Raw genomic sequence first — 13,191 nt, 5'->3', positions numbered from 1 at the left:
TTGAAATCTAGAGAATAAAGGAAATTTCAATGTCAAAAAATTGTGGGCCTGATTTTAAAGTTGAAGTTTATCAAAAAGATGGTCAATTAATTGACGTCAAGATAGATAGAGAAACTCAAGAAGTTTGGGTGACAAAAAAGCAAATTGCCAAGCTTTTTGATGTTGAAAGAAATACAATCTCAGAGCATATAACTAGCATCTATAATGATGGTGAATTAGAACCCTCTTCAACATGTCGCCCATTCCGACTAGTTCGAAATGAGGGGAACAGGAGAGTTACCAGAACAATATACCATTACAATATAGATATGGTCACCTTTATAGGGTTTCGTGTTAATGGTCGTCGAGCGGTTGAATTCAGGCGCTGGGCTTCTGAGTTAATAAAATCATACCTTCGTGATGGCTTTGTTATCAATGAAAAGGCGTTACGAGAATCTCCAGAAAAGACAAATGAACTTGCTGCAAAAATTCGAGCTATTAGAGCTGATGAGCGCCATGTATATGATAAGTTAAAATATTGTTTTAAAGAAAGTGCATCTGATTATGACAGCAGGTCTCAAGAAGTTAGAAATTTCTACTCAAAAATGCAAGACAAGTTTCACTATGCAATCACTGGGATGGTAAGTGCAAGATTGATTCTAGATAGAGCAAACCATGAAGATGATAATATGGGTCTCAGTACCTTTGCAGGAGTGTCGCCAACACAAAAAGAAGTAACTGTTGGGAAAAATTACCTCAAAGAAACAGAATTATACAGAATGAATCTTTTGTCAGAGCAGTTCCTTTTACATGCAGAAACAACAGCACTTAAAGGGAAACAAATGACAATGAGATCGTTAAATGAGCATATTGATAAACTACTTTTATTTAACGAATACGAACTCCTTCCTGATAGTAGAAATGGTGCGGCTCTACGTGATGAAGCTAATGAGCACGCACAGCGTCAATATAAACTTTTCAAGAAAAAAAGAATTATAGAGAAATCTGGGTATATTTATGATCCAGAGTTGATGGCGTACGGTGAGTACAACCATTTATTTGATGATGAAGATTAATTAACCCTCCAGCCCTCTCGCGAGGGCTTTTTTGTGCCTGTCTGCTTCCTTTCCTTGGTCGATTAGTGACCGCAATCACAATATTCAATTCGAACAAAAATTTATTTTATTAAAAATCAATTAGTTAATTTAAAAACAAGAAAAACTACAAATTTACTTGTTTACAAAATACAAACTTTCTTGTAATTTTAATATCAACGAACAGGCAGGACGCCCACGAAGTAGCCGCTACCGGCATATGAAGAGGTAGATGATTCGATACCAAAGCAATACCTACAATGAATGCTCCGCCCGTGTGGAGAGTCCCTTCCCAAAGTGATTTTTGGGGCGTGGTTAGCAGAGTCTAAGGATAGACACAGTGAGTCTGGAAAGTTTGTGCAACTCATTTGGAGGTGTGCAAATATTAAAAGCCTCTCAGTTTATTAACTGCGCCCCAAAAATTACTAATTAGGGGTAATCAAATGGAACGTATCACTGTTTTATCTAAGACTGGTCGTTTAAGTTCCAAAATGCAGCGCCATCTGGAACGCGGCAATTTAATGACCCGTCATCGTCTAGAAGAAAATATCCGTCAGTCTGAAATAAAAACACTGGAAAATATCATTGATAAGGCATTCGGCGTTGAAACTGAGCCACGCAAGGTATTAACGCTCAAACGTAAACAATCCGACAGCGCGAATGTAATAGCCAGTCTGATTCTTCAGGTTAAAGGCGATGAGCCGCAAGAACCTAGTTTCAACAACTGCTGCCTACCAGAAGTCGCCCTCTATTCAACCAAAACCAAGTCCCGCCGTCGTCTGGAGTCGGGCGGGGTGACTGCGAGATGTTAAACATGCAGGCGCAATAATAACTAATAGTGAGGGTATAAATATGACTACACCAATGAAATTTGCAGCTGAATGTAAAGAATCTTTTGAATATTATCGCGGGCGGGCTGTGTCTCATGCCCCGCGCTCTGAAATTCGTCGTAGTTTGACGCAATTATGTTGGAATCAACGCGCATGTTATCGTAAATGGGCGGCTCTCAGTTGACTAACTCCAGCTCATTTCCGAGTGGGCTGTGGTGAGTTGATAATAGGAGGTAATAATGGAATTAAATTTAAAAATGCGGGTTGAGGGTATTGGTGAAAGTGGTAATTTTGTAGAAATGACATTATTTGAATTTACCGATGATGGATATAAATCAGTATTGATATGTGAAGATAAGAAATCATTGTTATTTGCAATTGATAAGTGCCAAGAAATAATTAATGCAATACGAAAGTCAATAAACAAATAACAGCCTCGCCAATGCGGGGCTTTTTATTACCTGAATATAGGAAAGTAAATAATGCCTAAACACATTCACGCAGATTTAATATCTGAGTACGCTAGATTGGCTCATATTACTGATAAACCGTGGGAGTATTTTCAGGTTAAGTATGAAGTAAATAACAAATGGGAATTTTGTATATCTGATATTTCATTCAATCACTCATTTGCGTACCGCCTAAAACCCCGCATTATCAAAATCGGGGAATATGATGTACCTGAGCCAGTGAGTGAGCCTTTAGAAAAATATACAAGATATTATGTTCCTGATATTGATGATTGGGTGATACAAAACGCATCGCTAATATGGACTAATGATGATAGCGATATGCATTACTTACAATGTGGCCTAATCCACCTTGACCGCGAATCCGCCGAACTGCACGCCAAGGCGCTTATTTCTCTAACCTCTAAATAATTCAAACCATAAACCATAAATCATTAATCGTTTTCACCGGCGAGGGATTTTTACGTGCGTAACAACATGTTTGATGGGTGCGCAGTCGTACCCAAAAAACCACAGGCAGTCAGGAACCGGCGCGTATGGAAGCGCTGCATTGTATTACTCATCATCTCAATAGTTGTATTTATTCCGGTTTAGGAGAAATAGCAATGTCATTAGCAACATTCCCAATTAAAAAACGCTACGGCATGGAACAAATGGCGCGAATGGCTCAGGAATTAGAGCTATCCGAATTCGAACTGAATTATCTAATGGATGAGATAAAAATTCGGCAATTCAAGGAGCGAAATAACCAACGTTCGCTCAAACTCGCCGAGGTTCCATTATGAGACATTTCGATTACAACCCCTACAGTGCTCAGAATGAGCAGCAGAAACGTAAATATACGGACGAACAAATAGCCGAACACAGGGAGCTGGAATACAAGAGAGAGGTGTTGGGTATGGAGGGATTGCCAGCCAGTGCTCAAGATTTCGCGGGAGATTTCACGTGAACGGGTATTATCGGCGCTCGACAGGGTGTTACGTGCCGAAAGACCCGACAGAGCGGCAACAATATCTCAGGGAATTAGTAGCCGCCATTACCAGTAATACCTCTCACCCCGCCGTGCTGCCCATAGCAGAACAGGTTAAAGCAGAGCGGATACGAAACATCAATCATTACGCCGCATTAAATCACCCCCCGCTGCCACAACACATGGCAGAGCAACGCGCCGAACAGGAACGACAAGCATGGCGGAATTATCACGCGACTCATCACACGGAACACGATTTCTATCGTGGTGATTCACCTAACCGCCGTCATGGTGGTATCTGGACAGGAGATTAAAATTGACGATTTATAGAGTAGTAGACACAGAAACATGTGACATGGACAGCGGGATTGTTGAAATAGCCAGTATTGATATTGTGGACAACATCATCAATTACATTGAAAAACAATCCCATTTTGTAGACCCTTTAAAACCCATCTCAATTGGCGCAATGGCTGTTCATCATATTACGGATGAAATGGTAACGGGATTTCCATCTATTACTGATGTCATTGATAAATACAAAGGGGCGGATTTTCTGGTTGCCCACAATGCCGCTTTTGATTCACGGATGATGCCAGAAATGGATGCGCCGTTTCTCTGCACCCTAAAACTAGCAAGACGGTTATGGCCTGACATGGAAAGTCACAGCAACCAATATCTACGGTATGCACTAAAACTGGATGTTTTTGTACCGGATGGGTTACATGCGCACAGGGCGCTATATGACTGCATAGTGACAGCAGCACTATTTAAACGTATCAAGGATGAATCGGGTTGGACTGATAATGAAATGCTGGATATTAGCAACCAGCCCTCATTACTGCACAGGTTCAAGTTTGGCAAGCACAAAGGTATGACATTTGAAGAGGTTAAAAAAGATAACCCCAGCTATTTTGCGTGGTTATTAAAGCAGCCTGACATTGATCCTGATATTGAATTCACCATCAATTATTGGTTAGTGAGGTAGTCAGATATGGGAACTGCAACATTGATCCTCGGTGAGTCTGGCACAGGAAAAAGTGCCAGTTTACGCAACCTAAACACGGAAGAAACGTTGCTAATCCAAACGGTCAGGAAGCCATTGCCGTTTCGCTCCGCAACATGGAAGCCTTTTAATAAAGACAATCCCGACGGTGCTATTTGCTCCACAGATAGCTGGCAACAAATCATAGCTGTCATTAAGGGAGCTGCTAAATATGGGAAATCAGTTGTTATCGTTGACGATTTTCAATACCTCATGGCGAATGAGTTTATGCGCCGTTCGGAAGAAAAATCCTTCGATAAATTCACTGAAATAGGCTCTCACGCATGGAACGTGATCAACGCAGCAATCAGCAAGACACCGGATAATTTACGGGTTTACTTCCTATCACACACGGAAGAAACCCAGATGGGTAAGGTGAAAATGAAAACCATCGGCAAGATGCTAGATGAAAAAATCACGGTCGAAGGGATGTTTACTATCGTACTAAAAACCCTCGTCAGGGATGGACAATATCTATTTACGACCCAAAACAACGGGTTCGACACAGTTAAATCACCAATGGGGCTATTTGATAGCTCAGAAATTGAAAACGATCTGAAAACCGTAGATGACGCTATATGTGAATACTACGGAATTGAAACCCGCACAACAAATGAGGTAGCAGCATGAATAATATAATTTTCACCTATGACCAAGAATCAGCAATGAGTGCCGGACAAGGAGGTTTTATAAACGAAAGCGGCGCGTATGTCATTACCATTAGCGAGGCAAAACTGACTAAGAGTCAGCATGGCGCAGAATTTATTGAGTTCTCTGGCGAGGCAGATGACGGGCGAAAGGTCAGTTATCTGAGTATTTGTTGCAAGAAGAAAGATGGCTCAGCTAATCCATTTGGTCAAAGTATGGTGCAGGCCATTATGGGATGCTGTGGCGTCCGTCAGGTCACAAGCCATATGGTTTCAGTCAACAATATAGTTGCACCTGAATTCACAGGTAAGCGAGTTGGGTTGGTATTACAAAAAATACTCAGGACGAAAAATAACGGTGATGATACTTACGGAATGGATATCCGTATCCCATTCTATCCTGATACTCGCCAGACCATTACCGAAAAAGTAGCGGGTTTACCCTCTACCACTATCGATAAAATGGTTGCAAATCTGAAAGATAAGGACGAACGCAAAATAAACGCTCAACATTATTCAGGGCAACAATCAAATGGGTTCTTGGAAGTACCACGACAACCACAAGGCCAGCCACCTGTGGATTTTGACGATGACATACCGTTCTAACACCATTCGGCAATCCAAATAGGAACCTCCAATGAATGATCAGAATGTATACCTCTACATCTATGAGCCGCCCAATACACGGGCCCCTACTCACATAGTTAATTTATGCACATATGATAAATGGCTCAGGATGAGCAAAACCGAGCAGGATGCTCTGATTAAAAAAATCACTGTCGAATATCCTAACCATACCAATTGCGTAATACGCGCTGAATAAATTCCCCACCTCATATTTAGGACATAACCATGATCAATGTTGTCAGTTTCTCTGGTGGCAGGACATCGGCGTACCTCGTATATCTCATGGAGCAGCGCCGCAAACAAGGTGAGGATGTTCGCTATGTATTTATGGATACAGGGGCGGAGCACCCATTTACCTACAAATTTGTCAGGAATGTTGTAAATTTCTGGGATATTCCGTTAGTTGTATTACAGGCTGATATCAATCCTCAACTCGGCGCATCCAATGGTTATATCATTTGGGAACCGAAAGATATCCAGACACGGATGCCTATATTAAAACCGTTCACGGAAATGGTGAAAAAATATGGGACGCCATATATCGGCGGGGCATTCTGCACTGACCGCCTGAAATTGAGGCCATTTCGGGATTACTGCAATGACCATTTTGGACGGGGTAATTATCAGACATGGATTGGTATTCGCGCGGATGAGCCACGGAGATTAACCCGCAAGGATGGGGTGAGCTATCTGGCGGATATTTCTGACTTTGACAAGCAGGATATTTTAGATTGGTGGAAAGGACAATTATTTGATTTAACAACACCGGAGCATTTAGGTAATTGCATGTTCTGCATCAAAAAAAGCAGTAAAAAACTAGGATTAGCCTGTCAAGATGAACCAATGATGAAAAGAGTATTTGAAGAATACTGCATTAAAGGGAAGCATGTTAGGGATGGTCATAGAAAAACACCTAAAGAAATAATGTATAGAGGGAATTTGTCATTAGATGGCATAGCCCGAATGTATTCAAATACAGATTATCAAAACCTCTACCGAGAAATGGTTGCAGCCAAACAATTTGATACCGGTTCCTGCTCTGAATCCTGCGAAATATTTTAGTTAGACCTATTTTAACCCCAACCCTATCACTACGCTGCTATGCGGCGGGAGGATTATTATAACCAAAATACGGGAGGATATATGCAGTTCACGCCGTGGAACCCAAATCCCAGAGCAATTCAGAGAGTCAATGACCCCTATCCCATTCCGACCCACTGCCGATATTGTGGCAGACACGTGATGATTGAGCATCACCTGAATGTGTTTAAACGTATCCATGACAGCAGATGGCCGTGGCTGTATCACTGCTGGACATGTGGTGCGCGTGTCAGTATTCATCCGGGAACGGATATCCCGATGGGGTCACTGGCGGATAAAAAGACACGAAGAGCCAGAGCATCGGCTCATCGGTATTTCGATGATGTAGTTAGAAATCGTAATTTAGAACGCACGGAGGCGTATCAATGGTTAGCAAGTCAACTGGAAATTAGCCCCAGCCAATGTCACTTCGGCTGGTTTGATACTGATATGTGCGAACGGGCAGCGAATATATGCAGGGAGTTTAAATGATGACTGATTTTACATCACTGGCAGACGGCGGCGAATTATCCCGTGAAACATGGGATGATTTTGTTAAGCGCCTAGAATATCAACACAAAGGTGCAGGGGTTGATCGGCATTTTACGGCGTACCCATCATTTACAGTTAGAGAACGAGTTAGGGTAACCGGCTCTGAGGATGACGAAGTGGGAATATATTATGATGATAAAGGATATTATTCCCTAGAGGGCGTATTAGCTCGTTTAAATGATGAAAAGAAACAGGAAATATTTAATTACGCACAAGAGGAATATTTGTCTGATTGGTGGGATCTATCTGATAAAGAAAAAGCTGAGTGCATAATATTTGTATTAGAGGACTCATATATTTTCTATTGGAAATACGACTACAAAACAGTAAATACACATTTAACCCGTGAAGCTGCGGAACGGTTTATTCAGCGCAAGCAACATGACCACGGGAAATTATCTGTTTATGTCGAGTCATTTTATTGGTGCTGGGAAATGCGCACATTAATTGATGGAATATTGACAGGTAAAATTAAATATACAGGTGATGATAATGACTAATTCAGATTTATGCAGAGAAGCGTTTGAGAAATTTCTTTTAACTGAGTTTCGTTATTTTGAAAATGCATTAGAAAAAGATAGTAATGGAAATTATTTTAACATGCCAGCCCAGAATTATTGGGAAGCATTTAAAGCTGGATGGGAAACATGTAAGGAGAACCAGAAATGAACAATGATGTGATTGAATTGGCGCGGGAAATGAAAAAGCGCAGTGAAGCAGTATTGTCAGAATATTCTATTTTCATTAGGTCAGATAATGATGAATCAAAAGATACATTGGCAATTAAGGTCACTGATTTTGATTTAGCGATATCGCCAGAAAATATAATCAAAATATGTAAAGCCGTAGAAAAGCTCGCTGAATATGAAAATATGGAGCCTGTGGCGTGGAAATATAAGATTAGAAGTATGGATGAGCTGCATGATGAGATTAGCGAAATTAATCCACAGGAAATAGATTGGATGGGAGTTGAAGATATTATACCTCTCTATCGCCACTCCAACAAATAGCGAGAAATAACATGGATATTATCGACGCAGCGAATGAATTAAATGAGCTGAATATATCTCATGCCCTCCAGAACCGACCACCAGCACTAACCAGTATTAACGGTATGTGTCGATGGTGTGAGACAGAGCCAGCAACACACGGAGCATTTTGTAGCAGAGAGTGCGGGGAGGATTATGAGCGATTTCGGAGGCAGTAATACCCCAAAACAATTCCGCGACCTCTGGCAAACCCCACTTCCGTTATTTTTAGCTCTCGATTTAGAATTCGGTTTTTATTTAGATGCCGCCGCCGATGCTCAAAACACCCTGTGCGCCCATTATCTCACGGAACGAGATAATGCACTGGAATGTGATTGGGTGAGCCACGGTTCTATTTTCTGCAATCCACCCTATTCTAATATTACACCATGGGTAGAAAAAGCGGCTATAGAATGCTAGAAGCAACTACAACCAATAGTGATGCTAGTTCCCTCTGATACCTCTGTGGGCTGGTTTAAATTGGCAAGAGAAACAGCGGATGAGGTCAGGTTAATAACAGGTGGGCGGATTTCATTTATTAATGCAGAAACACAAAAGCCAGTAAATGGAAATAACAAAGGGTCATTATTATTAATTTGGCGACCATTCACCCACCCACGCAGAATAATAACAACCGTTGACCGAGATTATTTAATTAATGTCGGTAATGAACAATTGAGAGAAATAGTATGAGCATGAAAATAGATTTAGGTAAATACGTCATCACCTCCAATAGTCGTTCGTTTAATTTAAACACTAAAAAAATATCACAGTCGGGTGAAAATACAGGGCAGGAAATATTACACGCAATTGGTTATTACCGACATCTGCATGAGTTAATGCGTGACGTAATTAGGCTGGAAATTGATAGTGACGATATCAAAACGATGCAACAACTCGGCGAAAAAATAGATTTAATCGCCAAAGATTTTGCTGAGAAATTAAATTCCGTCATCCATGAATAACCAATCATTCGAGAACGCAAGAAGGAAGGTGGCAAGGGATTGCCTAAAAGAATTAACCGCCCTACCCAGATACGACGATACCGCGCGAAAATTTTCTGCAACACCGTTTATGTAACCGTGACATCCAACAGGAACGGTCAATAGATAATCGAGGTCAATATGGATGTAAAAATCGGCATCATTAGCGATTCTGATATCGCCGAACTGACGGGTTACCGAATTCCGTCAAAGCAATGCGCAGTGCTGAAAGACGCAGGAATATTTTTTATTGTTCGACGAGACGGACGACCCCGAACCACGTGGGAACATTTTAACAACCCTCTGTCCCAGCGTGTTAGAAACTATGCTCCTGCCACTCAAGAACCCAACTTTGGAGCGTTAGACTAATGGGTAGAAAACGCAAAAATCCTGCGGATAATTGGATGCCCCCGCGCGTTCGACGGGGGAGATCAGCGTATGAGTTTCAGACCTATGATAGCCGGACAGTCCGTTTGTGTGAATTCTCAGCGACTCAGGCCGAGGTTTGGGTTGCATACGAAAAATTAATCGCCGACCAGAAAAATGACGAAACGCTAAACGGTTTGGTTAAAGCGTTTTTTCTTTCCCCTGATTTTTCCGCACTGGCTACCGAAACCAAAAAAGATTATCGAAAATATGCAGGTAAGCTGTTACCTGTATTTGGGAATATGTTACCGGACAATATCAAACCGGAGCATATTCGAAAATACATGGATAAGCGCGGATTAAAAGCCAAGACACAGCCTAATCGCGAGAAAAATTTTTTGTCCCGTGTATATGGCTGGGGATATGAAAGAGGAATTGTACGTAGTAATCCATGTAAAGGTGTTCGACAATTCAAGGAAATTCCTAGGGATCGGTATATCACCGATGATGAATACAATGCTATCTACTCCGTTGCCCCTCCAGTAGTTCAGGTTGCAATGGAACTGGCCTATCTGTGTTGCGCCCGCCAAGCTGACGTTCTGACACTGACCTACGCGCAAGTACGGGAAGATGGTATTTTCATTAAACAGGGGAAAACGGGTGTTGCCCAAATCAAAGCCTGGACAGAACGACTAGATAATGCAATTGCAATGAGTAAAGCGTTACCGTTAGATAATGGTGTTAGCAGTATTTATGTGCTCCACCAGCGCAAAGGATCTAAGTACACCCGTGATGGGTTTAACAGCCGCTGGAAAAAAGCCAGAGCCACCGCTATTGAAAAATTTCCAGAGCTGGACTTTAGCTTCACATTTCATGATCTGAAAGCAAAAGGAATTTCAGATCTGGATGGTACACTGGCCGAAAAACAAAAAATCACTGGACATAAAAACATTACTCAAACGGCAAGATATGATAGAAAAGTGAATGTTGTTCCGGTCGTTGGGGGACAAAAAAAGTAAACGGATGGTCAAAAAATATAGTGAAAGAATATAGTGAACAAATAGTGAAATGTGATTTGCGTCAAAGAAAAAAGCCACCGTAAAGGTGGCTTTTTCTAACCCTAACTCACTGTTTAATAGCAAGTTTTAATTTGGTGCCCAGGGCGGGACTTGAACCCGCACAGCCTTAAGGCCGAGGGATTTTAAAGACTAGTCCACCTTTTTTAAAAACAATAAGTTAAGTAAAATCAAAATGTTAACCTTGCCAAATGTCACTATTTATTGCTATATATTTGGAACTGCTGCCATCAATTTTACTCTTCAAGTTGATCGTAAGGGTTGAGTGTTAAAGCGAGGTCTAAATGGTCTGGTGCGAAGTGTGCATAACGCATAGTCATGTTAATTGTGCTATGCCCTAATATACGTTGTAGAACCAGAATATTGCCACCATTCATCATAAAATGACTGGCAAATGTATGTCGCAGAACGTGAGTTGACTGCCCATCAGGTAAATCAATACCGGCCCTTTTCACCGCAGTTTCGAATGTGTCATAACAGTTACTAAATAATCGCCCGCGCTTTTTCGGAAGACGATCATATAAACGCTGGGATATCGGGATTGTTCTGTTTTTGTTCCCTTTGGTTTTAGTATAGGTAACTTTATACTTCATCACGTGAGATTGAGTCAGATTTTGTGCTTCACTCCAGCGTGCTCCTGTGGCAAGGCATAAACGAACAACATGGCCGAGATCTTTGTTGGATGAATTATCACACTCAACTAACAACCGCTTGATATCATCCGCATAAAGAAATGCCAGTTCCTGTTCGGCTTCTCTGAATTGCCGAATACCAACCAGAGGATTCTCTCCTTTCCATTCATCTAAACGGGTTAATTCTGCAAAGACAGCATGAAGATATGACTGTTCTCTATTCACAGTAGACTGGCTGGGCGACTTTCGTCCTTTGGCATTCCATTTACCGTTTAATCGTTCTTCACGATAAACAGCAAACATATTTTTATCGAAATCGGTAACGAGAGGGTTATTCAAACGTTCGCACACAGCCTCTAATTTTGCTTTGCGACCCTCTCCATCTTTCAGCGTCTTTCCGTGCAGTTCATACCAACGGTTAACCAAGTCGCCTAATTTCTGTATACCGCGAGTATCAATATTAAGAGTTTGCTTTTGCATTAGCTGCCGTTCGAATGCCATCGCCTCACCTTTTGTTGTGAATTGGCGTCTGACACGACGGCCATTACGGCCGTCAGGGAAACATTGGCATTGCCACTTACCGTTAGGTAATTTGCTTACAGCCATAAAAACCTCTCAGAATTCAACCCTAAAACATCATCAAAGAATTTTCTTTTACTGTACTGTTTGCCGTTGTATTGAATGTTTGAAGTAATTCTTTGGGCTTTGAATGTCCTGTCTCCATCTGCGTCCATACAGTATCCGAGCAAATAAGGTTCGCCGGCTGAGTTAATAGAAACCTCTTCTAATGAAACCATTCTCTTATCACCTGAACTGCTATAGTTAAACTCAATCAAAATAGGTGCGTCAGCCCATACTATTGATAAGTTATCTTTGAATTCATCAAGTAGTGATTCATCCTCCTCATCAGACTCGCTCCACTCATGCGCATTACGATATGTATTTGCTGAGCTTTTCCTATTTGCAGAACCGATTTTGCGTAGCTTGGCAATTTCATCCTGTACGTTTGTTTTTCCAGTCTGATTTTTTAATTGTTTTTTTGATTTTTTTGTTTTTCCATCATTGATTCCCAATCGTTTTTTTAGCTCTTTATTTTCTTTTGCAATTGAACGTGTAGTTAAAGCACAAAGCAGAAAGCCAAATAAAAAAGCTGCGATAACTTCAATCATTCCCTTATCCTTATATTGTTGATTGTTACTTTATGAAATAATTCTTGTGGTCTTTCCAGTTCAAGAGACAAATATCTACAGTCCGACAATCATAGAATTACTGAGACTGTAGATATTTGTACCTTATATGTTCATCAGGTCTTTTGTATGCAACCGTATTGCCAACCGGCGGTATCTTTAAGCGGTGCGCCTCATTCATGGCGCGATAGTTTTCTATTATTTCTTGTTCCTCTGTTGATATATTTATAGGGTGAAGCCTGTTCCCTGTAATGATGTAAAGTGTATCAATACCGTGTTTTGTTAATGCTTGTAAGTACAACTCACTCAGAGGAATTTCGTCACGCTCATAACAGATTTGCTGAATAAACGAATACCCGACCAAACTTGCAAACTCACTCTGGCTGAATCCTAAACGTGCACGTTCCTCTGCGATTCTGCTTCCTGTAGTACTCATCGGAAAGTATCTCCTGTGTTGATTTGATTAAATTGCGTTCAGTAACATAAAAAAACAAATAGTTACGGAATTCGCAATTTAGCATTGCGACACAGTGGAAACATATTCATAGGTCACAATTTCTATGTGTTATTATTTTTGTTTGATATTTTAATTACAGTGAGTTGTGTCATAAGTTAGGATTTATAA

At 41.0% G+C, this 13,191-nt stretch carries 21 protein-coding genes and 1 pseudogene; 19 read left to right on the top strand and 3 right to left on the bottom strand.

The window, feature by feature from the left end; genetic code table 11:
- Positions 1-29: 29 nt before the first annotated feature.
- The 19 genes and pseudogenes from rhuM to ACE1SE_RS07255 all read left to right on the top strand — a co-directional run bounded on the left by rhuM (position 30) and on the right by ACE1SE_RS07255 (position 10,690).
- Positions 30-1,055: a RhuM family protein gene (gene rhuM, locus ACE1SE_RS07345; protein ID WP_374051024.1), complete on the top strand. Its 1,026-nt coding sequence runs from the start codon at positions 30-32 to the stop codon at positions 1,053-1,055.
- Between the two features lie 461 nt (positions 1,056-1,516).
- The gene (locus tag ACE1SE_RS07340; RefSeq protein ID WP_374053271.1) at positions 1,517-1,885 is read left to right on the top strand and encodes a transcriptional antitermination N peptide; all 369 of its coding nucleotides are present in this window, start codon (positions 1,517-1,519) and stop codon (positions 1,883-1,885) included.
- 257 nt (positions 1,886-2,142) lie between these two features.
- Entirely contained in the window at positions 2,143-2,334 is a 192-nt protein-coding gene (locus tag ACE1SE_RS07335; protein WP_374053270.1) for a hypothetical protein, read from the top strand.
- A gap of 51 nt (positions 2,335-2,385) precedes the next feature.
- Complete coding sequence (locus ACE1SE_RS07330; RefSeq protein ID WP_374053269.1) at positions 2,386-2,784, top strand: hypothetical protein; 399 nt, start codon at positions 2,386-2,388, stop codon at positions 2,782-2,784.
- A 77-nt stretch (positions 2,785-2,861) separates the two neighbouring features.
- Positions 2,862-3,158: a hypothetical protein gene (locus tag ACE1SE_RS07325; RefSeq protein ID WP_374053268.1), complete on the top strand. Its 297-nt coding sequence runs from the start codon at positions 2,862-2,864 to the stop codon at positions 3,156-3,158.
- A complete protein-coding gene (locus tag ACE1SE_RS07320) occupies positions 3,155-3,322 on the top strand; it encodes a hypothetical protein (protein WP_374053267.1) in 168 nt (55 codons plus the stop codon). The genes ACE1SE_RS07325 and ACE1SE_RS07320 overlap by 4 nt, the downstream gene beginning before the upstream one ends.
- Positions 3,319-3,657, top strand: a complete 339-nt coding sequence (locus ACE1SE_RS07315) for a hypothetical protein (protein ID WP_374051033.1) — start codon at positions 3,319-3,321, stop codon at positions 3,655-3,657. Before ACE1SE_RS07320 ends, ACE1SE_RS07315 begins: the two co-directional genes overlap by 4 nt.
- An 8-nt stretch (positions 3,658-3,665) precedes the next feature.
- Positions 3,666-4,331, top strand: a complete 666-nt coding sequence (gene exoX, locus ACE1SE_RS07310; protein ID WP_374053619.1) for an exodeoxyribonuclease X — start codon at positions 3,666-3,668, stop codon at positions 4,329-4,331.
- Between the two features lie 6 nt (positions 4,332-4,337).
- Positions 4,338-5,018, top strand: a complete 681-nt coding sequence (locus ACE1SE_RS07305) for a DEAD/DEAH box helicase family protein (RefSeq protein WP_374051034.1) — start codon at positions 4,338-4,340, stop codon at positions 5,016-5,018.
- Positions 5,015-5,641 carry a DUF669 domain-containing protein gene (locus ACE1SE_RS07300; RefSeq protein ID WP_374051035.1) on the top strand — a complete coding sequence of 209 codons (627 nt, stop codon included), beginning with the start codon at positions 5,015-5,017 and terminating at the stop codon, positions 5,639-5,641. Before ACE1SE_RS07305 ends, ACE1SE_RS07300 begins: the two co-directional genes overlap by 4 nt.
- A gap of 246 nt (positions 5,642-5,887) precedes the next feature.
- Entirely contained in the window at positions 5,888-6,724 is an 837-nt protein-coding gene (locus tag ACE1SE_RS07295) for a phosphoadenosine phosphosulfate reductase domain-containing protein (protein WP_374051036.1), read from the top strand.
- 81 nt (positions 6,725-6,805) lie between these two features.
- Positions 6,806-7,234, top strand: coding sequence for a zinc-finger-containing protein (locus ACE1SE_RS07290; protein ID WP_374051037.1), 429 nt, complete (start codon positions 6,806-6,808; stop codon positions 7,232-7,234).
- On the top strand, positions 7,231-7,794 hold the full coding sequence (locus ACE1SE_RS07285) for a hypothetical protein (protein ID WP_374051038.1): 564 nt from the start codon (positions 7,231-7,233) through the stop codon (positions 7,792-7,794). The genes ACE1SE_RS07290 and ACE1SE_RS07285 overlap by 4 nt, the downstream gene beginning before the upstream one ends.
- On the top strand, positions 7,787-7,963 hold the full coding sequence (locus ACE1SE_RS07280; RefSeq protein ID WP_374051039.1) for a hypothetical protein: 177 nt from the start codon (positions 7,787-7,789) through the stop codon (positions 7,961-7,963). Before ACE1SE_RS07285 ends, ACE1SE_RS07280 begins: the two co-directional genes overlap by 8 nt.
- Positions 7,960-8,304 (top strand): hypothetical protein, encoded by a 345-nt coding sequence (locus ACE1SE_RS07275; protein ID WP_374051040.1) that lies wholly within the window; start codon positions 7,960-7,962, stop codon positions 8,302-8,304. Before ACE1SE_RS07280 ends, ACE1SE_RS07275 begins: the two co-directional genes overlap by 4 nt.
- A gap of 174 nt (positions 8,305-8,478) precedes the next feature.
- Positions 8,479-9,015 (top strand): annotated as a pseudogene (locus tag ACE1SE_RS07270) (phage N-6-adenine-methyltransferase).
- Positions 9,012-9,287: a hypothetical protein gene (locus ACE1SE_RS07265; RefSeq protein WP_374051371.1), complete on the top strand. Its 276-nt coding sequence runs from the start codon at positions 9,012-9,014 to the stop codon at positions 9,285-9,287. The pseudogene ACE1SE_RS07270 and the gene ACE1SE_RS07265 overlap by 4 nt, the downstream one beginning before the upstream one ends.
- Positions 9,288-9,446: 159 nt before the next feature.
- Entirely contained in the window at positions 9,447-9,674 is a 228-nt protein-coding gene (locus tag ACE1SE_RS07260; RefSeq protein ID WP_374053266.1) for a DUF4224 domain-containing protein, read from the top strand.
- Positions 9,674-10,690 (top strand): tyrosine-type recombinase/integrase, encoded by a 1,017-nt coding sequence (locus ACE1SE_RS07255; protein WP_374053265.1) that lies wholly within the window; start codon positions 9,674-9,676, stop codon positions 10,688-10,690. Before ACE1SE_RS07260 ends, ACE1SE_RS07255 begins: the two co-directional genes overlap by 1 nt.
- 293 nt (positions 10,691-10,983) lie before the next feature.
- Here ACE1SE_RS07255 and ACE1SE_RS07250 read toward each other — a convergent pair whose 3' ends face one another.
- From ACE1SE_RS07250 to ACE1SE_RS07240, 3 genes are all read right to left on the bottom strand, one after another.
- A complete protein-coding gene (locus ACE1SE_RS07250) occupies positions 10,984-11,985 on the bottom strand; it encodes a phage integrase (RefSeq protein WP_374053264.1) in 1,002 nt (333 codons plus the stop codon).
- Complete coding sequence (locus ACE1SE_RS07245) at positions 11,976-12,548, bottom strand: hypothetical protein (protein ID WP_374053263.1); 573 nt, start codon at positions 12,546-12,548, stop codon at positions 11,976-11,978. Before ACE1SE_RS07245 ends, ACE1SE_RS07250 begins: the two co-directional genes overlap by 10 nt.
- 97 nt (positions 12,549-12,645) lie before the next feature.
- On the bottom strand, positions 12,646-13,002 hold the full coding sequence (locus ACE1SE_RS07240) for an XRE family transcriptional regulator (protein WP_374053262.1): 357 nt from the start codon (positions 13,000-13,002) through the stop codon (positions 12,646-12,648).
- Between the last annotated feature and the right edge of the window lie 189 nt (positions 13,003-13,191).

Origin of the sequence: Xenorhabdus taiwanensis (assembly GCF_036512875.1) — a bacterium.
Classification (GTDB): domain Bacteria; phylum Pseudomonadota; class Gammaproteobacteria; order Enterobacterales; family Enterobacteriaceae; genus Xenorhabdus; species Xenorhabdus taiwanensis.
This window is presented reverse-complemented; position numbering and strand designations above follow the sequence as displayed.